Here is a 23774-nt window from a genome sequence, read left to right as displayed (position 1 = left end):
CACACAGAAAGAAGCATACAGTTTAAGCACATTACAACGATACAGTTAGGCGCCCATAGCCTGCCCGACAGCCCGTATCGCTTCGATCTTCTGTGCGGAGAGACGGTCTGCAAAGACAATCCTAAAACAAGAATCATACTGGGTTGAGAACGAGAAAGTATATCCCGGTGTAAACTGTACCCTCCACTTTTCACATTGCCTATAGAAGAGATCCATATCCGTATCCTTAGGCAGCTTCACCCAGCCATTAAATCCGCCCGAGGGCGTAACAAAAGATGTCCCTTTGGGAAAGCTATCGGCCAAGATATGAGTAACCTGATACGCATTTTTCGCCAGCTGCATCTTAAACGCCCGAAGATGGCGATCGTAACTTGTTCCCGACAAAAGACGCTTCATCACTTCTTGATAGATAGGCGAAACAGTACTGCCTAGCGTAAATTTAATTTGTTCGGCACGCTCCGTAAATCGACCTGCCGCCAACCAGCCCAAGCGAATACCTGGGGACACGGTCTTGGCGTATGAGGAATAAGAAAGTACCAAACCGCGCTTATCCAACGCCTTTAACGGCAGGGGGCGCTGCCCGTGGAAGCCTAAGTCTCCATATACATCGTTTTCAATAATAGCCATGTCATAGCGGTCAGCCACAGCCAGCAAAGCCTCCCTCTGGGCGTGAGAAAGTATCGTTCCCGTAGGATTATGATAATTAGGCGTAACGATAACCGCCTTTATGGCATTCTTGTCGCAGGCTCTTTGCAGCATATCCACATCAAAGCCCTCCTGTGCATCAACAGGGATCTCGATGACTTTTAACCGCAGCACCCGTATCACTTCGAGCATCGAAAAGACGCACGGACTTTCTATGGCCACAAGGTCTCCTGCCTCACACACGCTTGCTAAAGCGATATGCAAAGCCTGCAGAGCACCATCGGTAATGATCAACTCTTCCATACGGATGGGTGTACGATACAGTGCCGCACGCTCCATGATCTTCGCTTTTAGTTCAGGGTCTCCGTCAAACGGATAATAGCGCAATAATCCAGCACCTTCCTCACGAACCACCTGCTGCATCGTGCGCAACAATAGTTTCTGGGGCATAACCACATCGCCCGGAGCAGCCACATGAAAGGCCGATTGATGACGTTGGTCTCGGCGAACTGTAGTCGCCTCTAAGTGATTCCTAAATACGGGATCATGAACCACGATTAAAGGGGACACACGATCCGTAGAAATAAGTGCTGGTCGGGTGCTAACGAAATAGCCGGACTGCGGTATACTCTCTACTAAACCTAAAAGAACCAGATGTTCATAGCCCTTTTGGATCGTACTCATACTCATCTGGTACCTTTCCTTCAACATACGGACTGACGGAAGCTTCTGCCCTGCCTTAAGAACACCTTCCCTAATATCTCTCTCGATCTCTGCCGTAAATATTTCGAACTTGTACCCGCGCATATCTGTACCCCTTGTTTATAAAAAATTAGACCCCTGTACTGCAAATCTAACTAAAATTAGAGACGATAAAAGCACCCCACCCTTTTCCATAAAAAATGGCACCTAAAGGAAATCACTATTGTGACCTCCCTAGGCACCACCTTTACGACTACCAAATTACTATATCTAGTATCCTGGGTTCTGTACCAGGTTGTAGTTGGTATTCAGCTGATCTAGCGGAATAGCCAACCAATAGGTCTTTGGACTTTCAAATACACGCACACCACCCTCTTTCATCGGTTTAACTTGATAGAAATCATTCTGCGTTTTACCGGCCAAATTCCAGGACTTCTGCTCGCGGGTCATCTCAATATGAGCAATCTTCCAACGGCGGATATCATGAAAGCGTCTCCCTTCCATAAAAAACTCGATCGAACGCTCCTGCTGCAGTACTTTACGCAATGATTCACCGCTAGGGATGCCGCCTACAATTGCCCAAGAAGCCTCAAAATTAGGAAGCCCAGCTCTGCGACGCACCTTATTAAGGTAGGTAAGGCTCTGCGCACTTAAACTCCCATTGTACTCGAAGTCCGCCTCCGCATAGTTAAGGTATAGCTCCGCCAAACGCAACAATGGAATCTGGTACTTATTGGAAGTAATGACATCGCTTGTTGCATTATACGAATCCACCTTAGAGATCCATTTTTGGCAATAATAGCCATTATCCGATTGGTATTCATTTTTAGGATCTCCATCATTCTGTTGCATCTCGCCCCGACGACTACGAATGGTAATGGTTCCACCATTGATTTGATAACTGCCGCGATCAAAACCCACCGATGCGTAGAACCGAGGTTCTCTATTACGGTTCAATAGGGCCGTACTATCGCCCGGCGCCACCGTGTATAAGTTGAGGTTCTTTGTCAAAGGATCTACATCCATCGGAAGTCCGTTCTTGGAATAATAACTATGGATACAATCCCAAGTTGGGAATACATAGCCCCGGAACCCTTTACTTGAATACGTCTTAAACCCAATCCGAGGTGCTATGTTACGGATCGTATAGGCAACAGAAGCTTGGTTTCCGAAGCCAAATAAGATCTCATCGGTATTCCAAAATGAGCCCGACCCTTCGCCAACAAATGTGGAGTGGTAGTTTTGAATACCGCGTTCCATATCGGGCTTATTCGTTGCACTCGGACTTTCGTACAGCTTGTAACCATTCGACTCACAGTAATCGATCGCTTCTTTGGCCGTAAGCATCGCCAAGCGCCATTTCTCTTTATCAAACTGTTGCGGAATGAGGTTCTGTCCATCTTCGTTCTTAAAGCCCGCATAGAAATCGGAATTGCCATTCACTAAGGGCGATGCAGCATAAAGCAGCAACCGTGCCTTTAGTCCCATGGCAGAAGCTATCGTTGCGCGGCCCAACTCATCGTTCCCCCAACTGTTCGGTAAATATTGTACCGCTTCATTATATTTCCCCACAATAAAGTCTACACACTCGTTGTACGGTCTTCTTTTCAAGTATACGTCTTCGTCTCCCGCATTCAAGGGGATCTCCCCCTGTACGAGAACTGTAGGGCCATAGTATTCCAATAAGATCTGGTGGTAATAAGCAATCAAGAAATACGCTTCTCCCTTCCAATGCTTTAGATTCTCTGGCGTAATATCGGGTACTTTATCAATATTGGCAATGAGGTTGTAACAGTTACGGATGGATTCGAAGATGTTATAGCGCCACGCACCTGTTGGAAAGGTCGAAACGGTAGACCATAAACCATAATAGGTACTGCTGGATGATTCTAACCCGTAAATCAAGCTTTTATACGTGAAATACCGAACAGAACCATAATAGCCTGAAATAAAATCACCTCCAGCAAACATATCAGGCATTACTTGAAGGTTAAAGCGATCTGGCATGCTACCATATAGGGTGTATACGAAACGTTGTGTTTGTAGTTGTGTACGGTAGATATCCTGAATGGTTGCCTTTCCTTCGGGCACCACATCTAAGTATTTATTGCAGGAGGTCAATAGCAATAGACCTGTAATAATAAGTTTTAACTTTTTCATCTTACGTATTCGTTAAAATTGACACTGTATACCCATTTTCGCCGTGCGCTGCAACGGATACTTCAACCCATTGCCATCTCCCATTTCTGGATCCCAGTATTTAAAAGAATGCAGGGATAGTAAGTTTGCTCCGGAGACATACATCCGGATCGTTTTATTGAACCGGAATCCCATCTCGGCATACTTTAACCTGATGTAGCTCGCATCTTTAACCCAGAAATCAGAACTTTGGATGTTGTTGACATTCCACGTAGAGCTCAGCCGTGGGTAAGCCGCGTCAATATTTTGGTTTTCTTCCGACCAGTGATCATCGGCGATATATTGTGTGATATTAAACCCAAATCGGCCGGCGTCAACAAATGGATGCATATTGTTCATCCGCAAGGAAACTCTATTTGCCCCTTGAATTAAGAAAGAAAGGTCAAATTTCTTGTAGGATAATGCGCCATTGAAGCCGTAAATGATCTCTGGAATGGTGGGATAGCCCAATGCAGTAATATCATTCCCGTTGATACGATTATCGCCATTCAGATCTTTATATTTAATATCACCGGGTTTATAGGTGGAGAACTCTTGTGTTGAACTGTTATCGATATCTTGTTGATTGGCAAAAAGTTTATCTGATACCAACCCATAAATGGTATTGATCGGCCGCCCGATTACGGATGTATACGGATATAATAAACGAGGTTCATCTTTTGCTACGACTTCATTATGCGCATATGTAAAGTTACCTGTTGCCGAGAAACTGAACTGGTTGGCATAACTGCGCTTATAGGAAACCGTAAAATCAACGCCATTGTTCTTGACCTTTCCGATATTGGCATAAGGCGTTGTGCCGGCAAGACCTACCGATGTTGGAAGGGACAAGCGTTGCATGAATATACCAGAACGGTTTTCATTAAAATAATCAATGGTGAGGCTGAATGCTTTTGCTATTTCTACATCCAAACCAATATTTGCTTTCTTTGCCTGCTCCCAGGTAGCGTCTTCGTTTCCGACAATAGACACCTTCGGTCCGCTGGTGGATGAAAAGTTAATACCCTTGTAAAAGTTCAACGCATTACTCATCGTTACCGTTGTCAGGTACGGAAACCGAGAACTTAAAGCATCGTTTCCGGACAAACCATACGAAGCTCTAATTTTCAGTAGGTTAATTATATTTTTAAGTCCTTTAAAATAGGGTTCATTGGAGATTAGATACCCCACCGCTGCCGATGGAAAAAAGCCATACCGTTTTCCGGATATAAAGTTCTCCGAGCCATTGTAGCCGAAGTTAACCTCTGTAAAGTATCGTGTATCGTAGTTATAGGTTAAACGGCCAGCCAATCCCTGTTGGCGAAATGGGAGGATATCGTTTTCTTCCGCTTCCGGCGTGTTCTTTACCTGTTCTTTGGCGTGCATAACCACCATACCATTGACTTCATGGCGTCCAAAAGTGCGATCGTAATTCACAGATCCTTGGACCGAGTATTCGCGATGCCCCGCACGGCCCACAGAGGATGTCAGATATGTACTTCCCGGAGTGCCGATACTTTCGGTCGTAAAATTGTACGTACCATCCGGATTTACCGTATAATTATCGTTTACCTTAAAGTAGAACGGCGTGAAGGTTCGATATGTCCCCGAATAGGTGTAATTGTAAAAGGATGTTAGAAATTTAGCGCTCAAACCTTTCACCAACGATCCAAGGTCTTGATCGACGTTAAGTACCGTGGTGAGGTAGGAATAATACCGGTTTCCATATCCTTTACTGAGCAATGCATATGGGTTCAGGTCAATCGGACCAACATCCCACGATGTATTATTTCCATACCGCACAAAGGTATCTCCCTCTTCGGCGGGCAATGTTGCCGGGAAACGGACGGGATTGGCGCGCATGGTGTAGTAAAATAAATCGGTCACATCTTCTTGCGGACGATCGTTGTACCACAGCTGTGTATTCATCTTAAGGCCAATACGTGTACTCTTAGTCACATCTGAAGACACATTACTCTGGAACAAGAACTTTCTGTTGTTGATCCCTGTATCGTAGTTTCCTTCCTTCGGTTCCTTGATTATACCATTCTCGTTAAAGATCGACGTATTCAAGAAATAGTCCACTTTCTTCGTTCCCCCCGTAAGATTGAAGTTAAAGTTTTGGTTCATGCTAAAGTCCTTAAATAGCATATCATACCAGTTATTATCTGGAAAGATATAGGGATTCAGCTTATTCCGCGTCCCGTCTATTTTCTCTTGTGAATAGAACGGAACATAGGTCTGATTGGCAGGGGTACTGTTCTTCACCGCTTCATTATAGTTCTCCATGTAGGTCACCCCGTCTGCAATCTTTTGGACAAAAGTAGGCATAGAAACCGTGTTATCTAAACGCACATTAATCAACATCTTCTCTGTGTTGCGTCCAGATTTGGTATTGATGATAATGACCCCGTTTGCTCCACGACTACCATAGAGTGCGGTTGCCGTTGCGTCCTTTAGGATGGAAAAGGACTCGATCGACTCGGGTGGTATGTTGTTTAACATGGTCGAGTTTATCTCGACACCATCCAAGACAATCAATGCCGTGCGGTTAGATCCAAAAGTAGAAATACCGCGGATGTAGAAATTTGCTTGGTCATACCCCGGTTCGCCCGAAGGCTGGCTTGCAATAATACCGGGAATATTTCCCGCGAAAGCCGTACTCAGGTTACTCGATGTTGTTTTCAGGTCGTCCGGCTTTACGGACTGCACCGCACCGACCACACTAATCTTCTTTTGTGTACCAAAACCGACCACGACCACTTCCTCTAAATCACTAACAGTCGATTTAAGCGTAATGCTGTGCTCCTTATCGCTATCGATGGCAACCTCTTGGCTTTCGAAACCAATAGCGGTAATCACCAAGACAGCCGAAGGTTTATTGTGCTTCAAGCTAAAATATCCCTGTGAGTTGGTTGTTGTGGCATCCGTGGCCTGCTTAATCTTTATACTAGCGCCACCGATTGGCGTGCCTTTATCAGACATGACCTTACCTTTGAACAGGTAAGATTGCATTTTTTTCAACTCCTCGGTATTTTGTTTTTTCACCACGAGTACGGTGGTTCTATCAATCTCAAAATCGAGTGCTAAACTTCGAAATAAATCTGTTAACACCACATCTAAGCTGCTGTTCTTGGCTTGTACCGTTACTTTACGATTTTTGTCTAAGAGATTGCTATTATACAAAAAGTCGAAGCCCGTTTGATTTTGAATTTCCGAAAACACAGCTTTTATAGGTTGGTTTTGAAAATTCAGCGTAACACGTTGTCCATATAGCTCGGCTTTTACCTGTGTGGTAAAAATGAGCAGAAAAATGACTGCAATCTTCATAATCACGATGCATTTAATCCAGGTTCTAGGCGGAAAGCTCCGCTTTTTATCAGTTATTTTATACATTTGTTCATATTGTTTGGTTAGTAATAGTCTTTAGCGAGTACTATTAGGATTTGACTGAATAATTCTTTGCGGAAGTGTTGGTAGCACTTCCGTTTTTTTGTAGGTTATATTTCTATTTCATAACAATCACCCTCCTATTCTCAATTTTAAATTTATACGATGATATTTTTTCGAGCTGCCGAAGCACATCTGATAACTTCTCGGTTCGCTTGATGGACCCCGAAAATCGATCGTTGGATTGGTAGCGAACATCCGAACCATCGATTTGGTACCAATCGTTCAGCTTGTCCAGCACTTGATGTATATTATCTTCCGCAAAGCTAAATCGGCCGTTTTTCCACGCTAACACCTCACTGTTATTGCTTTTTTGAACGGTGAAATTATTCTTTGCATGATCGTAAAGAGCTTGTTCTCCAGGACGTAACGCCGCGTGCTGATCCTGGTAATCGATCTGCACTTTTCCGGTTATAAGGCTCGTAATCACATAGTTTGGGGCATAGCAATTAACATTAAACTCCGTACCCAGGACCTGAATCTGTTGCCCACCTCCTGCTACGGTAAACGGACGGCTCTTATCATGCTTCACACTAAAATAGGCTTCCCCCTGAATATGGACATGCCGTTTTTGGGCTGCAAAAGTACTTGGGTAACGAATCGTACTGTTGGAATTAAGGTATACGATACTGCTATCGGAAAGGACCAGTTTGGCGGTGGCCCCTTTTGGATTGGAAAATGTTATTTCTTCTTGCTCCCTGCCTGGAACAGGTTTGCTCCGAAAGACAACTTCATTGTTTTCATCAACGCGTACTTCGAGCCCCAAGTCGTGATAGGTACGCGATTTATCGCTATGGATCTCCTCTTTTTTTCCGCCTGAAGAGGAAACTATGATACCAATATTTTGCGGTAATATCACATCGTTCACCACCAACTGATCGGACTGTAATTCTTTTTTATCCAAGGTAAAAGGGAAAAAGTAGAAGATCAATGCTACTGCAGCAGCTGCGGTTGCCAATGCGATCACCACTTTGCGCGTAATACGACGGTCAATAGGACGTACTTTACGTTCCTCCTCGAGCGCTACTTTTACGCGCTGAAAAATAAGTTTTTCCTTAAAGGCATATAGATCCAATGCTACAGCAGTATCTTCGGGTTGCACCTCTTCCATCAACAATAGAAAATCTTCTTCGCTAAGCTTATCCATAGCTTGGATCAGCGTATTCAGTTGATCTTTGGTTAGGGTATGGTCAAAATATTGCCTAAAGAGGTCGTGTATATGGTGCTCGTTCATAAATGGTTTCTGTTTTGGTATAAACAGAACACCATAAAAAAATAAATGGTCTAGTCCTTTTTACTTTTTTTCTAAAAATTACAGAATAACAGGAGAACGAGCAGATCTGCTTTTCGTATTTTGGACTTAATAACCTTGGAAGCTACGACTAAATGGTTCCTAACGGTGCTGTTCGAAATTCCTAATTTGTTTGCTATTTCCTCATACGAGAGCCCTTCGATTTTATTTAACAAGAATACTTCCTGCTGCTTGGGAGGCAAAATTTGAATAATCCGCTGCAGGTGGTCCAGACCATCTCGACATATAATTACTTTCTCCGAATCATAATGTGGGGTCGTGAAATGTGTCCAAAGTCGTTCGAAAGCTTCTTGCGATCTTTTTATTCCCCGTAGTTTATTATAGGCTTCCCGCCTGGTCAGCACCAAGATAAAATTCCATAAGTTACTTTCATCCAGAAGTTGATCGCGGTATTTCCATAATTTAATAAATACCTCTTGGACAATATCGTCGCTCCACCCGGTGTCTTTCATTAAGATGAGTGCATTTTTATAGACTCGCGAAGCATATTTCTCGAAAACAACCTGAAAAGCATGTTCATCATTACTTTTCAATAATTGGATTAACTTCAGATCCTCTGAACCCATATCAATCAAAAATCTAGGTGGTATAATTAATCCGAATATACAAACTATTTTGATTCAGCGGCACGGTATCCCCCAGAGTAAAAGAATATTTTTTGATTTAACCTAGTAATTAATAAAAAAAATCAAAAAAAAAGAGCACGTAAAATTTTTCATTTTTTTTCGGGAGAATAAAAAGCCCCACAACCGTTTAGCGGTGTGGGGCGTATTTGTTAGTTAATAAATTGGTAATTGTAGTCTTTTAATTGCTTCCCAACAGCTCGGCAAGCTTCTTTTCAAGCTCTTCACCGTGCAACCTTGCAGCAACGATCCGTCCTTCGGGATCAATCAGGTAATTTTGCGGTACAGCGCGGATTGCATACCGTAAAGCTGCCTTATTTTTGAAATAGTTCAGATCGGACAAGTTGGTCCAGGTCAGACCATCATTCGCTATCGCTTGTATCCAAGCCTCTTTTTTATGATCTAAGGAGACCCCGACAATTGTGAAATTTTTGTCCTTGTATTTTGCATACGCCTTGACCAGGTTTGGATTGTCCTGTCGGCACGGCTTACACCACGATGCCCAAAAGTCCAACAACACATACCGGCCTCTAAAGTCCGACAACCGAACCGTCTTGCCCGTTGCGTCTGTCTGCTCAAAATCTGGTGCCATCGAGCCGACTTTAATCTCCTTAGCTGCCTCAATCTGGTTTTTAAACTCTACCCCCTCTTTGCTGGATTTAATCCGAGCGCTCAACCCTTCAAAAAGTGGTTCGATCTTCACGACATCGAGCTCACCCGAACTCAGGAAGTTTAATGCCAGCAAGCTAAAATAAGAATCTGGATAGGATTCGATATACGTTTCATACCGTGTACCAATCGTACTATACAATGCCTCTCTCTTTTCTTCTAGCGTTTTCTTCAAGTTCGGATCATCCGTGGCTCGTGCCGCACGTGCCAGCTTACTCATCTCGCCCAAAGCAATTGTTTCTTTGAAAATAAGATATTCTTTATTGAGATTTCCTTGTGTAATCACGGCATTGACCATCGAATCCTTGCTCTGCAAGAGCACCGTACCGGGCTCTAAATAGAAGTCCTTGGAATCATGAACCATACTTTTTTCACCTTCGTTATGCACCAAACGAAGGGTTGCCGGCATAACTTCACTAAACTGAACCTTAAATTGGAAGTTCCCTTTCTTGAGGTATGTCGAATCGCGGAAAACGGTACCGTTTACCACATAGCTCAGCATCAGTTTCTGTCCCGTTCCCTTCCCTACGGTTCCCTTGATTACAGCTTTATGTTGTGCCGAGATTAATCCCGGCAAACTTAACAGCGCTAGGAAAAACAAACGTTTTCCTAGGGCGCCCCAATTTTTATTAATCATAACCTTCGTTTTGTGTTAAGTTAAAATTCATTTGTCTTTCTCTACGTGGAATCGGATACAGGGCATCTGTATCTTGCCAGTATTCGGGTTTCAACGCGCCGATAACAGCACTGACTTTGTTTGTACGCTTCAGGTCGAACCAACGGTGGCTCCATTCGCCAAACAGTTCCCGGCGGCGTTCATCCGCAATAGAAGCTAAAGCTTGATCCTTAGATGCCATTGCGATATCATCTACTTTGGCACGTTTACGAATCTTATTTACATCGGCCTCTGCACCGCTCAAATTATTAAGGTAGACTCTTGCTTCGGCGCGAATAAAGTATTGCTCCGAGATACGCAACACTACGTCAAACTCATCTCCTACGCCCGTACGCACCTTATACTTGTGCATAAATGGGTATCCCGCGGAGGTACCGATCCAAGCCGCTTTACGGGCATCCTTTTCTTCATAAAGGCTCAATAAAGTCGGGTGTATAATAATACTTGGAACTGTTCCAGGCGTAGGAACACTGTTCAACCCCGGTGTAGTATACCCTGCATAAGAAACATCAAAAGCGAAAATGGCATCGACACTCGTGTTCTTCCCGAAAACCGTATTTAGATTCTCCGATAAAATATAGGTACTGGATTGGTCAATCACCTGTGAGGCTAAACGCTCCGCTTCGGGATAATCACCTAAATAAAGCTTAACCCGTGCTAACAAAGCTGTTGCCGCCCACTTATTGGCTCGATCGCGCTTTTTTGCAGGATATTCAACCGGTAGGAGCTCAACTGCTTTTTCCAGATCACTCACAATTTGCTTATAAACAGTCTCCTTGGCCGTCCGTGGTGCCAGCTCCGTTTCCTCAATGTGGGTCGATAACACCAGCGGCACATCCCCATAAAGGTTAACGAGATAAAAATAAGATAATGCACGAATGAAGAAAGCCTCTCCCATCGCCTGATTCTTCACTGTTTCTAAGAAAGGTGCTGCCGGAACTCCCTCAATAATTGCTGTAGAACGGTATACCCCGACATACAGATCCGACCAAGTTGTCCCTACACTTTCATCGTTGGAGACCAAACTATTGTTTTTATATGGATCATATCCTGCCACCGTCGCGCTCAAATCATCGGCTTGCATACCGTTGTTCAAGGAAAGCATACCAATGCTGTTGGCATTGCCAGCGTTGTACATCCCCGCAATAGCGGCTTGTAATCCGGACACATCTTGAAACACCACTTTGGTTTCTACGGCATCCTTCGGGTTTCCTACATCCAACCACTTTTCACAACTTGTGAACAAAGCGGAGGTTACTAGAAGAGTTATATATAGCGTTGATTTTTTCATAAGGTCAATTATAAAGTTGTTTGAAGTCCGACTGTAAACATGCGTAACGGAGGTACCGCTAAACCTTGTGTCTCCGGATCGAAACCGAGGTATTTACTAAAAGTTAGTAGGTTCTGCCCACGTAGGTAAACACTCAGGTTTTTCAGTCCCAATGGTTTTACTGCTTTCTCCTCAAACTGGTAGGTTAATGACACATTTTTTAAGCGGATAAAGGATGCATCTTCGAATACCGCATCTGAATATTTATAGCGATTGTATGCAATAGCGGCCGGTCCAGAACGCATCGTCGTATAACGGAAAGGTTTGTTCAATACATCGGCGACCAAATTGTTTCCGATGCCAGGAATCACCGAGCTACCCTCGTAATAGATATTGTATCCATCCTTCTTCACGAAAGAAAACAGAAAGTCCAAACTGAAGTTCTTATACTGAAAGCTGTTGTTAATACCGCCAAAGAATTTAGGATCTTGATTTCCTGAAACAATCTGATCCCCCTTTCCAGTCGTTACAAAAGACCCTGAAGTAATCGTGCCATCTCCATCGAAATCCTCGAACTGCGCAATTCCATCTTCAAAACCTAAGAAGTGGTAGTTTTGCGCAACAGATAAAGACTGTCCCACAACATAACTATTGGCCAGAGATGATTTATTCAATCCCGGATAGCTTAACAGTTTGTTCTGTGATGCTGTAAAGTTGATCGATGTGCTCCACGAAAAATCTCGTCGTGCGATATTCTTCGTCGTAAGGCTGAACTCCCATCCTTTATTTTGGACCAATGCCGGTAAATTAGCCAGATATGTCTCAAATCCTGTTTGTGTAGCTATAGGCACCTGAATCAATAAATTATCGGAACGATTGCGGTACCATGCTGCAGTAAATGCTAATCTATCCTTTAGAAAGTTAAGGTCTAATGCGAATTCCATTTTTTTGGTGACTTCCCAGCGGAAATCTTTATTGGCCAAGGTTAATGGCATTAGTGAAGATACCCCACTGTAGTTACTCGCAAAAGCACTGGATGCATAAGTCGCTAAGTAAGCATAATCTTGATACGGGTCATTTCCGATCGTACCGTAACTACCGCGGATCTTACCAAAGTTGAGCCACTCCAAGTTATCCTTGATAAATCGCTCTTCGCCAAAAATCCAAGCGGCACCGATACTTCCAAAATTTCCAAACTTATTACCGGGGCCAAAGCGTGAGGAACCATCACGTCTAGCATTGACATTCACGATATACTTGTTTGCCATCACATAGTTCAATCGTGTAAAACCGGATAGGTAGCGACTCTCGACATTACCGCTGGCGGTAAATTGCATCAATACGGAGGTTAAGCTCTTGTACAACGCATCATTGGTGAATGAACCAATAAAAAATAAAGGTTGTGTAGACTGTGTGTTCAAGTATGTACCGCCCAAAAGTGCTTCTAAGCGACCTGGCCCGAGTGTACGCTGGTAGGTAAACTGCGGTTCTACGGATAGGTTTTGGTTGTTGTTCAAATTGTATGACAACTGTCCGTTCACCGTCGTATTTGGATTCCGCGACTCGCGGGTGATCGCCCGATAGTTTTCATTGCTGATGCGATTAAAGCCAAGCTCTGTTTTAAATTCCAACCCTGGCATAATCACATATTTCACGCTCCCGTTCAACAACATGTTATGCGTTGTCGCTTCCATCGGTGCTTTCAGCGCTGCAGCCGGGTTTTGGTAACTGTTGTGCCAAAAGAATGTACCATCATCCTTATGCAAAGGCAGGTTTGGCGGCAACGCGTAATAATAGCTGATACTTGCCGAAGGGAGGTTGTTTAGATTTCTGGTATATGCGCCCGAAAGGTTCACAAAAAAGCGTGCATTCTGGGAATGTGTCTGCATATTAAAACGGATCGTACTCTTTTTATCGTTGAAATTGTACGGAAAAATAGAGTTCTGTGTGCGGTGGTTCGCACTGATCAGGTATTGTGCTTGAGATGATCCGCCCGAAACGCTCACTGTACCATCCACCATACTAGCGGTATTGCCATATAGGTAATCGATAAAGTTAGTATAACCTTCACCAAAGCTCAGTAAATCTGGGGCATTGGCCAGTGTTGGAGTGATTTTATCGTTAGCGAAAGCCTGTCTACGAATCGCTAAATAGTCTTCCGTTCCTAACATCTTTAAGCGGTTGACCAACTGGCTCACGCCAGAGTAGATGTTTGCGTTTACCTTCATCGCGCCTGCTTTACCCTTTTTGGTGGTAATAATAACCACGCCATTTGCCGCTCTTGAACCATAGATTGCCGTCGCATCGGCATCTTTTAAGATATCGATACTCTCGATATCGCTCGTCGGGATGTTATCCAACGGACTAAAACCACCTCCTACTACGCCATTTACGATTTGGTTTCCGGAAGTTTGCTCAATCGGTGTAGATGTAAAAGGCACCCCATCCACGATATACAACGGTCTTGTCGCTCCATTGATGGTGTTCACCCCGCGTATTTCAATATTGACCTGGCTACCAGCAATACCTGAACCTTCGGAAATATAGACTCCGGGAACGCGTCCCGAAAGTGCTAATAAAGGATTGGAGACTGGTTGCTTCTCCAACTCTTCTGTACGTACTGTGGATACAGCGCCTGTAGTCAACCTTTTGGATGTCTTACCGTATCCGATAATCTGTACCGCATCCAAGGGGTTATCTAAAATCTCTAAGACAACATTGCCCAGTGCTTCACGACAGCCGACTTCTTTCGTCTGATACCCTACAAAACTGATCACCAAGAAACATCCTTTAGTGACATTCTTTAGGGCAAAATTTCCTTTTACATCCGAAAGGGTCGACCGTCCCTCCTTTTTCATTACAATGCTCGCTCCGACCAACGGTTCACCATCTTGATCAACCACACGGCCTTCGACATTGATAACATCTTGAACAGGTGCTTCGATGGACTGCGCTGGTTTAGCTGCGCTCTTGGTAATAGAGATACCTTCCTTTGTGATATGGTACGTCAAAGGCAGATGCTGAAATACTTCATTCAATGCATCTTTTAATTCCGCATTCTTCAGGTTAACAGAAACTTTATAGTGATCTTGTAATATTTTATTATCGTAGAATACATCGACTCCACTTTGCTTCCGCATTTCTTTGAGGACTGTGACCAATGGTGCATTTTGCATCTTTAGTGTGATACGTTGTCCAAAGGTTTTTGCCTGTGTCTGCAAGAAGCAGAAAATCAGGAAGGTGCACACGAGTCGCGCACGAAGAGTTAACTGGCGAAAGCACATTCGGAGCCTTTGCCGTTCAAATTTGTTTGAGTAATTCATTAATTCAATGGGTAAGTTAATGGTTGGTTTATATATACTGTTTGTTTATTAAAATAAGGTAAGACACTAGTATGGCATAACATATATCTTGTTACCATCAGCTTTAAAGCGGACCATCTTGGCGGATTCAATAAATTCCAGCACCGACGAAAGGTTCTTCTTTCTGGAAATCCATCCCCCGGCCTGCAGATCTTTTGGTAGCGATTTATCGTAAATCATTTCTACATTGTACCAGCGTTCTATTTTTCGTAATGCGGTTTTAAAGTCGACATTCTTAAAGGCAAAATCGCCCTCTTTCCAATCGGTAATATTTTCGATATTCGCCTGTCTCACCTGCAACTGTCCTTGTTTATTGAGGGCTTGTTGACCAGGACTTAAAAGCCTTTGCTCGGTCGCTGTACGTAAACTAATCGAACCTTCTAACAACGTGGTCGATATAAAGGGTTCATTTTCGTAAGCGTTGACATTAAACTGTGTACCAAGAACTTCAACATCTTGCCCTTTGGTGTTCACTATGAAAGGATGGCTTTTGTCTTTAGAAATTTCAAAATAGGCCTCTCCCCGTAATTTGACTACGCGTTTTCCTTCTGTCACCAAATTAGCCATATACTCCAGCTCCGAGTCGGAGTTCATCCATACTTTTGAACCGTCGGGTAATACAATAGAGTACATCTGTCCGCGAGCTGTCGTCAATACGTTAATTTGATCGGTGGCGGATGTTTTTGTGTCCATACGGTATATGAGCTCGCCATCGCTCCCCTTTTCAATCTTGATTCCTGCTTCTTGCGCAATCTCCCCATTTCCTGCTTCCTCCAAATTTATTATACGCCCATCTGCGAGACGCAATGTAGCGCCATTTGTTCCTGCCGGAATTTCTTGCACAACGGTAGGTTGATTGCTTTCCCCTGAAGATTTTATGTTTATAAGTGCCAATCCGGCAATCGACAATACGGCCACAATACTGGCGGCAATCGACAGCTTACGCCATCCGATACGCTTTAGGCGACCAGGCAAAGTCTTTATTTCGTTATCTACTTCAATTTCTTCTTGCTCACGCAAGATATAGGTGAGGATTTGATGTTGCTTCTCCTCCCCAAGCGTATAGTGCGGCAATGGTTCATCGGTTGCATCCGGAATCAAACGCTTTACTTCTTGGCTAAACATGGGGTCATTGATATAGTCCCACAATTCTTGCTTATCGCCATCATGGATATTTTGCGCAAAATAAAGGCTCATCAATTCCTTTAGTCTGGCATTCGACTTGTTCGTTTCACTAGCACGCATATGTAAGCTTTGTAAGACCCATTTATAAGTATGACACAGAAGTCAAACTAAATGGGGAGATAAAAAATGATTTTTTTGAAAAAAAATTGAAAGGTATAAACAGGTGGTCACTAAGAGAATAATAGGGCAAAGAGAATACTATACGCCAGTCCGCTATTCCGAAAGTGTGTACGAATCTTTTTGATTGCTTCTTTCATATGGGAATGAACGGTTTCATAAGATACATTCATCTGATCTGCAGCATCTTTATACTTTAACCCTTGGATATGACACAGCTCGTAGGCGGCCCGCTGTTGCGGGGTTAGGATCTCAAGTGCTTGTTCGAGAATAACGGAAGCTTCTTTGAGATCAAGCACATTATCGGTGGTGTGCTCCATCTCCTTGTGCTCCATACTGTTCACCGATTTAGCATCTTGAGCCAACTGGCGAAGGATATTGTAGGACTGATTGCGCACTACCCGATTGAGATAGGCTCCAAAATTAGCCACCTCCGTTAGTTTTTCTCGGTGTCTCCAGATTTTGAAAAAAATATCCTGAACAAGTTCTTCGGCCCAATAATCGGAATGTGTTAACCTTTTGCCGGAGCTGTAGACAAAATGGCTGTATTGCTTAAAAAGTACAGCAAAGGCATGACGATCGCCGTCCGCTATGCGTACTAACAATTTCTTTTCCTCTTCAGATGCGCTACTGGTCATAAAATTTCGTTCCAAAACTACAAAAAAGCTTTTTAAATTATCAAGCTTGATCAGCAGGCACTGTTAATTTTGAGGAGCGCCTCATTTGGAGGCAATAAAGCAAGGCTGCCACGTCGTTGCGCTTCTCGCTTGACGTGACAACACCTTGTATCTACTAAAGAGAAGTTTTCACCGTACGGGTGTCGGTTTTCATCATAGTAAGATCGACGTATGATATGACTTGTCCAAAATTTTTGGAGGACTTACTTTTCACCTTCTTTCCATCTACCCACAAGTAGGGATGTTTTCCAACAAAGGAAGCGCGCCAAATGACGGAAGGAGTTCCTTCCTTATACTGCATCGTTGTTGCGCTCTGCCCCATCTGGGTAACAGCAAACAACTGCCCTCCAATTTTAACATTATCCACCTTAATTTGTCCCACTTCCGCAGGTAGCTGAGAGCAGGTTTTTATACCATTCAGGTCCATTGATGGCGATATCCCCACCATATCGTGTACGATATTTCTAATTAAAACAAAGGATACCTCCGGATAGTCCCCATTGTTTCCCGTCAGTTCCGATTGTTCATGTACATAGTCTATTTTAGAGATAATATATTTCAACCATTTCCATCCAAGTTCATGCTGACCATACTTAAAGAATATTTCCGGAATATACGTAATGGCCTCAATATTTTTTGGCAATCCAGCATCAGAAGACAACTGCTTATCAATAAATTCCAGGTACTTAAAATGCCGTAAGCTAACTGGATCCGTAATTTCTTTGAGCGGTAGAAACCATGAATTTTCTTTGCCCCAACCACTTACAGGCTCTCCTTTCAAATTATACCCTCTATTGTAAAGGCTATCGTTGTTCAGCACGCCCCATTGGTTGTTAAAGTATCTTTTTAGTTCAATCGATTTATCTTTATACAACTTTGCCAGATTTTTATCTCCTCTATGCAAAGCCATTCCACTAAAAGCCTCCAATGCTTTATATTGAGAACCGATTCCATCCCCCGCTTCAATTAATGTCTGATCGCGATGTTCATTGTACGTTGCCGTGCCAACAAATATATTTCCTGTACCGGTGCTTTCCGCTACGCCATTCCTTTTTTCTGTATCATGCAACCGAATAAAATCATTCACGGCCTTTGTACAATAGGTCCAGATAAAATCGTCATCGATATATCGGCGATCACCGGTCCACTGATAAAGCTCCAAATTTTTCTCTACCAGCTCGAATACGGCGGGTATTTCACGAACAAAGTTGCTATCACTCCTATAATCTAACTTATAGGGAGAGCCATCGAAATTGATCGCCCAAAGCGGAAACCACTTTTTCGCAGAATCTGCCGAGGAAGCAAAAGCACGCATCATCGTGAAGTTTTCTTCTTCCAGGCCCAAAAGATGTGCGCCAATTATTTGATGACAAAAATCGCGCGAGTAAAAAGCGGTCCGCAAGGGATATCCAGCCCAATAGGATGGTATGTAATCAACCAGAGCAGCCGTTTGTCCTTTCTTATAAATATCAATGGGGCCACGCTTCCCCGTTACGACAAAAGACCGAGCCTTATCTTTCGCCCAATCGAAAATTTCCACCAATTCTTTGTTATCGGATTGAAGGGTAATTTCATGCTGAGCGCTGACTTTGGGCATCAAAAAACAAGATAATATAGGAACAAGGCAATATTTAAAAACATGCATAAATGAGATACTAAGAATTAAAAAAAAGAAAGCGTCTAAAAAGACGATGTTTCGTCACTGCGAGAAGCTTAGCAATGTGGCAGTCTTTGATTATTTTCAGAAGATTACCACACCTTCGTTCCTCAGGTTCGCAATGACGTTTAACGTCTTTTTAGACACCTCCAAAGGATATACTACCCGTTATTTGTAATCTGGGTTCTGTTCTAAGAGCGGATTTCGCTGTCTCTCATCTCTAGGAATAGGCAACAAATAGTGCTGCGGAAAAAATTTCCGTTCCTGGAGAACATCAATCTTATAGGTTTTAACCTTCGTTTGGTCATTCCTGATGATGGAGATTCTACGGGCTGGTTTATTCTCCGTTATTTCGGCAATTTTCCATCGGCGCACATCGAAGAAACGATGGTCTTCAAATGCCAGTTCTATACGTCTTTCGTGTTGTATCTTTGAAAACAACTGGGTGCCTGTCGCGGTAATATCAGGCAAAACATTGGTGCTTGCACCTCGCGCTCGCTGACGAATTTTATTGATATATAAACGTGCTGTCGATTCATCTCCTAATTCAAACATTGCTTCCGCATAGTTCAAATAAATCTCACCCAATCTCATGTAAATCCACGGTTGGTTCCCTTTGTCATTCCACGGATTGCGGAGACTTTCGTTCATGAATTTACGAATGGTGTAGTGCGTCTTTGAAGCATTCCAATCATCAATACCAAATTCACTATCCTTCCCACTTTGCGCTCTGTTTCCAGTTGAAGAGATAAAAAATTCAATCTCTCTCCCACGAAACTGTTGTCCATCACATACGATAGAAGCATAAAATCGAGGCTCTCTATTCAACCAAGGTTTTCCATCTATATACTCCTGCTCCGTCGGTGCACTCCCGTCCGCCATTTCATAGGCATCGACCATATCCTGTAACACACAGGTTCTAGACCATCCCGTAAAACCATTAGGCGAATCGGTCCAATCAAAGGAATGTCCAAACTCCGTATTAAATTGGCGCATAAAAATAATCTCGGGACTAGTGTTCCGCAGAAACAACTCCTTGTAGTTTGGATCTAAACTATAGACCTGCCCTCCATTCTCCTGCAGCGTGATTACTGCTTTTGCAGCATCCGCGGCAGCCTGCCATTTACTTTTTTCCTTTGATGGGTTCCAGTATGCACTGGCAGCATAAAGTAAAACGCGGGACTTTAGTGCCAAGGCAGCCCCTTTGGTGGCACGACCAAAGTTCACATTGTCATACTTAGCGGGCAATAGCTGCGCAGCTTTATCCAGTTCAGCAACAATAAATGCAACACACTCTTGGTAGGTATTGCGTGGAATTTTCATTTCACTATCGAGATCAAAACTCTTTACGACTAAGGGAACACCGCCAAAACGAGCAATAAGATCCGCATAGAGAAAAGCTCTTAAAAAGGTTACTTCGCCAGTCAGGCGATCCACTTTTGCCTTATCGGCTTTTAGCAACCCAATATTATCAAAGAAAATATTACAGTTTTTGATGGACTCATAGTACGCATTCCATGTGGTATAGTCGCCCAGTTGATCCGGCGTTACTTCTCCTCTATTATAGAGGTACGGATTACCAGAGTTAAAATTATGGTACGCTTCATCCGATATATAGCGTAAACCAAAATTACCGAATCCATCACGCAGTTCGGTGTAGCGTTTATTTACATACGTCTCTGTTAATTGCAGGTCTGAAAAGATTGCTTCTCCTGTAAAGGAGTCCAAGGGTTTTACATCCAGAAAATTGGAGCAAGACAGGGTACTGGACAGCAAAATAACGCCTATATATTTTATTATTCTATTGTTCATCGTTCAAGTTGTTTAAATTAGAAACTAACATTAAGTCCTACACTATAGATCCTTTGCTGTGGGTAATACATCCCTCCGGCATTTGTCCCTTCAGGATCTTGAACTTTAATGTGATCTATTGAAAACAGATTGAAACCGCCCACAAAAATCCGTAGGTTATCCATTTTTATACGTTCTAACACTTTTGGCGACAAATTATACGCTAGTTCTATGTTTTTCAATCGAATGAAAGAAGCATCTTTTAACCAAAAGGTTGAATTTCGGGTATTAAAGGTATCATCGCGATCAAAAGCTCTTGGATACAATGCATTGGGCGTTTCGGTCGCGGAAATCCAGCGATTATCAAAGTATGTTACATCACGGTTGTAGCTTCCCGGACGGATCATCTGTTTTGCTCGCCCTTGACCTTGCCACAGCACATTCAATTCAAAATTTTTCCACTTTCCCCCCATCGATACCCCATAAATAATTTCGGGTATCGCGCTTTCATAAATGCGAACCATATCGTTGCTGGTAATATTACCATCGCCATCCACATCGACATACTTGATATCACCAGGTGCTGTATTCAACAGGTGTGGTCCACTATTTACTTCCTCTTTGGTCTGGTATATACCATCGGTCTTGTAAACGAGCCAGGAATCGATGCTATGTCCCGTTCTGCGTTGCCAATCAGGCACACTAACGGCTTCATCAAAGAAGTGGATTTTATTTCGCACGAAGGTGAAGTTACCGCCTATAAAGTAGTTGAAATCACGCACCTTACTGCGATACATAACACTCGCTTCAATGCCTCGATTTGAAATCTCGCCAATGTTTTGATCCGGCAATGTTAACCCCGTATAACGAGGTACAGAAGCTTGCTTTTGCGTTAAGATATCTGTACGCATGGAGTAGAAGTACTGTAGGTCAAAGCTGAGTGACTGATTAAACAACACCGACTCGAAACCAATATTTTTTGTATCCACTTTCTCCCATGTAATTCCTGGATTCGCTAATCTCCCCGGTGTAAAACCTTTGCCTCTTTTGGGGTCCACACCAAAAAGGGCACCATCGCCCAAATTGAACGTACTTAAGTACTGGAAAGGATCCACGCGATCATTTCCTAGTTTACCCCACGAAGCTTTTATTTTCAGCTCATTAATAGCCGGCAGGTTCTCTTTAAAAAAATCTTCTTGTGAGATACGCCAAGCAGCTGCTATTCCTGGGAACCAGCCCCAACGCGCATCGCTTGTAAAATTCTGCGAACCATCGCGGCGTAGGGTGAAGTCCATTAAGTAACGATCTTTAAAACCGTAGCTTAAGCGACCAAAGTAATTCTGACGTGCCGAGATGGTGGCTTTTCCATCATTATTTTTTTGGTTATCACTCCCCGCAAACATATAGTCTACTGCATTGCTCAAAAAGTCACGACGGTAAGCAGAAAACCAGTCTCCGCGCGATTTACTCTGTTCATAAGCCGCAAAGACATTGATATTATGCGGTCCAAATATTTTCTCGTAGCCTACTTTGAAATGCCATGTATCCGTTCCATTATCATCGTTCCGTTGACTTAAGTTTATATTCGCTTCACCTGTCGTTTCGCGGATATTATTGTATTCTTTGGTCGCCGGATTATAGCGATAGGCATCCCACATATCGTTGAGTCTCTTCTCATTTCGTACCTGTGAGTCAAATGCACCATACCCTGAAAAATATAGTCCATCAACAATCCAAGGCGCTTTTAGGTTGAAGCCTACTTTAGTGTTCAAGAAATTATCCTTTATTTTTTGGTACCCCGTTGCTCCCGCGGCCAAGAGCGCTAGGTTATTTCCCCAAGAAATACCTGGCCCTGGAAGGCCGTTTGGATAATAGTCGTGCAAAAACGGATACGCATGAAAAGCTTCCCAGAAGAAAGTGCCCATGTTATAATTCGAATTGTGCCTATTTTCCTGACGCGTTCCTACCTCAACCAATAGCGAAAGGTCACGGTTAATTTTAGCATCTAGATTCGCACGGAATTGAACGGTCTTAAAATCTAAATTGGTATTTCGAAAACCTGGTTTCTGGTACAACAATCCGCCCGACACATAATACCGTATACGCTCGTCTCCACCACGCAGTGAAAGGGAGTGCTGGGTTTGGGGAGACCGTGTAAAGAAAACATTCATCCAATCGGTGTTCGCATACAGCAAGGGGTCTATTGTTCCGTCTTTGTAGCCATTTTTAATATCCTTATACTTCTCATTTCGACCAAAGTGTGCATTAATTTCATCGTCGTATACCATGTACTGGTAGGAATCCATTAGTTTTGGTGTTCGTGTATTTTCTGATAACCCAAAATTTCCTTCATAGGTAATGATCGGTTTTGTGCCATTACCTCGTTTTGTCGTAACTAAAATAACACCGTTGGCCGCTTGCGCACCATAAATAGCGGCCGAAGCATCCTTTAACACCGTTATACTTTCGATATCACTGGGATTCAGACGCTCTATGCCCCCTCTATTAGCGACCCCATCAATCACATATAAAGGACTGTTATTACCCAAGGATCCTTTACCCCGGATATAAATTTCGGAAAAATCATTCCCCGGTTCACCGGAACGGTTGTTGGCAATCACACCTGGCATCCGCCCGACTAGGGAGTTCGATAAATTGGGAGCCACCGATTTTTTCAATTCGTCTCCCGAAACCTGACTGATCGATCCCGTCAAAGTTGCTTTCTTTTGCGTACCGTAGCCGACAACCACCACTTTTTCTAGTTGTGCCAAATCCTCGACCAACACGACATCCATCATCGTTGCCCGATAAGGTACCTCCTGCGTCAAGTATCCCACATACGAGAACTGTAAAACAGGATCAACGCCTTCGACGGCCAGGGAAAACTGACCGTCACTGTTGGACTGCGTCACCTTATCGGAATTTTTTAGCTTAATAGACACACCGACCAAAGGTTTCCCATCCTGATCCCGTACAGTACCTGATGCGACCTTCTCTTGGTTTTGAGGTTTTCGTTTGATGAGCACACTATTTTTGCCTACAAAATCTGCTTGAAAGGCATGCTCTTCCAAAATAGGGAGTAGAATGTCCACCCATTTCTTGTTACGGACGTCAATTTCTTCAATGCGGATTCTTTCAATGGCGTTGTCGTTATAAATAAAGGAAACATTAGTCTGCTCTTCTATAGTTAGTAAGAGGTTCTTTAGTTTCACATCCCGAAAACGCAAGGAAACGGTTGCCTGCGCCTTCGATTCATTTGCCGTTACTGTTACGGTAAAAGCAATAACAAAAAAAATAATTAATTTGACCATTAACAGCCACTTAAAGCAATACGGAAATAACACATGTCTTCCTGCATGTGATTTTTTTTTCATAATTTTATGGTATTAAAGTTAATCATTAGAGCATCTAACTTTCCTAGGGTGCGATGCTCATTGGTTAAAAATGCTTAGGTATGTCT

At 43.2% G+C, this 23774-nt stretch carries 13 protein-coding genes; all 13 read right to left on the bottom strand.

The window, feature by feature from the left end:
* Window positions 1–45 precede the first annotated feature (45 nt).
* The 13 genes from B9Y69_RS03175 to B9Y69_RS03115 all read right to left on the bottom strand — a co-directional run bounded on the left by B9Y69_RS03175 (window position 46) and on the right by B9Y69_RS03115 (window position 23688).
* Window positions 46–1452, bottom strand: a complete 1407-nt coding sequence (locus B9Y69_RS03175) for an aminotransferase-like domain-containing protein (protein ID WP_085471544.1) — start codon at window positions 1450–1452, stop codon at window positions 46–48.
* Window positions 1453–1617: 165 nt separating this feature from the next.
* The gene (locus B9Y69_RS03170) at window positions 1618–3507 is read right to left on the bottom strand and encodes a RagB/SusD family nutrient uptake outer membrane protein (protein WP_085471543.1); all 1890 of its coding nucleotides are present in this window, start codon (window positions 3505–3507) and stop codon (window positions 1618–1620) included.
* Between the two features lie 12 nt (window positions 3508–3519).
* Window positions 3520–6855 carry a TonB-dependent receptor gene (locus B9Y69_RS03165; RefSeq protein ID WP_085471542.1) on the bottom strand — a complete coding sequence of 1112 codons (3336 nt, stop codon included), beginning with the start codon at window positions 6853–6855 and terminating at the stop codon, window positions 3520–3522.
* A gap of 178 nt (window positions 6856–7033) precedes the next feature.
* Window positions 7034–8209: a FecR family protein gene (locus B9Y69_RS03160; protein ID WP_085471541.1), complete on the bottom strand. Its 1176-nt coding sequence runs from the start codon at window positions 8207–8209 to the stop codon at window positions 7034–7036.
* Between the two features lie 71 nt (window positions 8210–8280).
* A complete protein-coding gene (locus B9Y69_RS03155; RefSeq protein ID WP_085471540.1) occupies window positions 8281–8853 on the bottom strand; it encodes an RNA polymerase sigma factor in 573 nt (190 codons plus the stop codon).
* 238 nt (window positions 8854–9091) lie between these two features.
* Window positions 9092–10216, bottom strand: coding sequence for a TlpA disulfide reductase family protein (locus B9Y69_RS03150; protein ID WP_085471539.1), 1125 nt, complete (start codon window positions 10214–10216; stop codon window positions 9092–9094).
* On the bottom strand, window positions 10209–11546 hold the full coding sequence (locus tag B9Y69_RS03145; RefSeq protein ID WP_085471538.1) for a RagB/SusD family nutrient uptake outer membrane protein: 1338 nt from the start codon (window positions 11544–11546) through the stop codon (window positions 10209–10211). Before B9Y69_RS03145 ends, B9Y69_RS03150 begins: the two co-directional genes overlap by 8 nt.
* Before the next feature lie 8 nt (window positions 11547–11554).
* Window positions 11555–14848: a SusC/RagA family TonB-linked outer membrane protein gene (locus B9Y69_RS03140; protein WP_085471537.1), complete on the bottom strand. Its 3294-nt coding sequence runs from the start codon at window positions 14846–14848 to the stop codon at window positions 11555–11557.
* 66 nt (window positions 14849–14914) lie between these two features.
* Window positions 14915–16132: a FecR family protein gene (locus B9Y69_RS03135; RefSeq protein WP_085471536.1), complete on the bottom strand. Its 1218-nt coding sequence runs from the start codon at window positions 16130–16132 to the stop codon at window positions 14915–14917.
* Window positions 16133–16242: 110 nt separating this feature from the next.
* On the bottom strand, window positions 16243–16827 hold the full coding sequence (locus tag B9Y69_RS03130) for an RNA polymerase sigma factor (RefSeq protein ID WP_085471535.1): 585 nt from the start codon (window positions 16825–16827) through the stop codon (window positions 16243–16245).
* 154 nt (window positions 16828–16981) lie between these two features.
* Window positions 16982–18463 (bottom strand): hypothetical protein, encoded by a 1482-nt coding sequence (locus tag B9Y69_RS03125; RefSeq protein ID WP_085471534.1) that lies wholly within the window; start codon window positions 18461–18463, stop codon window positions 16982–16984.
* A 228-nt stretch (window positions 18464–18691) separates the two neighbouring features.
* Window positions 18692–20335, bottom strand: a complete 1644-nt coding sequence (locus B9Y69_RS03120; RefSeq protein WP_085471533.1) for a RagB/SusD family nutrient uptake outer membrane protein — start codon at window positions 20333–20335, stop codon at window positions 18692–18694.
* A 17-nt stretch (window positions 20336–20352) separates the two neighbouring features.
* Entirely contained in the window at window positions 20353–23688 is a 3336-nt protein-coding gene (locus tag B9Y69_RS03115) for a SusC/RagA family TonB-linked outer membrane protein (protein ID WP_085471532.1), read from the bottom strand.
* Window positions 23689–23774: the final 86 nt, after the last annotated feature.

Source organism: Sphingobacterium psychroaquaticum (assembly GCF_900177625.1).
GTDB lineage: Bacteria > Bacteroidota > Bacteroidia > Sphingobacteriales > Sphingobacteriaceae > Sphingobacterium > Sphingobacterium psychroaquaticum.
This window is presented reverse-complemented; position numbering and strand designations above follow the sequence as displayed.

Coding starts and splice junctions, on each gene's coding strand:
- B9Y69_RS03155 (WP_085471540.1), bottom strand. CDS start 8,853: ATGGGTTCAGAGGATCTGAAGTTAATCCAATTATTGAAAAGTAATGAT.
- B9Y69_RS03160 (WP_085471541.1), bottom strand. CDS start 8,209: ATGAACGAGCACCATATACACGACCTCTTTAGGCAATATTTTGACCAT.
- B9Y69_RS03125 (WP_085471534.1), bottom strand. CDS start 18,463: ATGCCCAAAGTCAGCGCTCAGCATGAAATTACCCTTCAATCCGATAAC.
- B9Y69_RS03120 (WP_085471533.1), bottom strand. CDS start 20,335: ATGAACAATAGAATAATAAAATATATAGGCGTTATTTTGCTGTCCAGT.
- B9Y69_RS03170 (WP_085471543.1), bottom strand. CDS start 3,507: ATGAAAAAGTTAAAACTTATTATTACAGGTCTATTGCTATTGACCTCC.
- B9Y69_RS03130 (WP_085471535.1), bottom strand. CDS start 16,827: ATGACCAGTAGCGCATCTGAAGAGGAAAAGAAATTGTTAGTACGCATA.
- B9Y69_RS03140 (WP_085471537.1), bottom strand. CDS start 14,848: ATGAATTACTCAAACAAATTTGAACGGCAAAGGCTCCGAATGTGCTTT.
- B9Y69_RS03115 (WP_085471532.1), bottom strand. CDS start 23,688: ATGAAAAAAAAATCACATGCAGGAAGACATGTGTTATTTCCGTATTGC.
- B9Y69_RS03150 (WP_085471539.1), bottom strand. CDS start 10,216: ATGATTAATAAAAATTGGGGCGCCCTAGGAAAACGTTTGTTTTTCCTA.
- B9Y69_RS03145 (WP_085471538.1), bottom strand. CDS start 11,546: ATGAAAAAATCAACGCTATATATAACTCTTCTAGTAACCTCCGCTTTG.
- B9Y69_RS03175 (WP_085471544.1), bottom strand. CDS start 1,452: ATGCGCGGGTACAAGTTCGAAATATTTACGGCAGAGATCGAGAGAGAT.
- B9Y69_RS03135 (WP_085471536.1), bottom strand. CDS start 16,132: ATGCGTGCTAGTGAAACGAACAAGTCGAATGCCAGACTAAAGGAATTG.
- B9Y69_RS03165 (WP_085471542.1), bottom strand. CDS start 6,855: ATGAAGATTGCAGTCATTTTTCTGCTCATTTTTACCACACAGGTAAAA.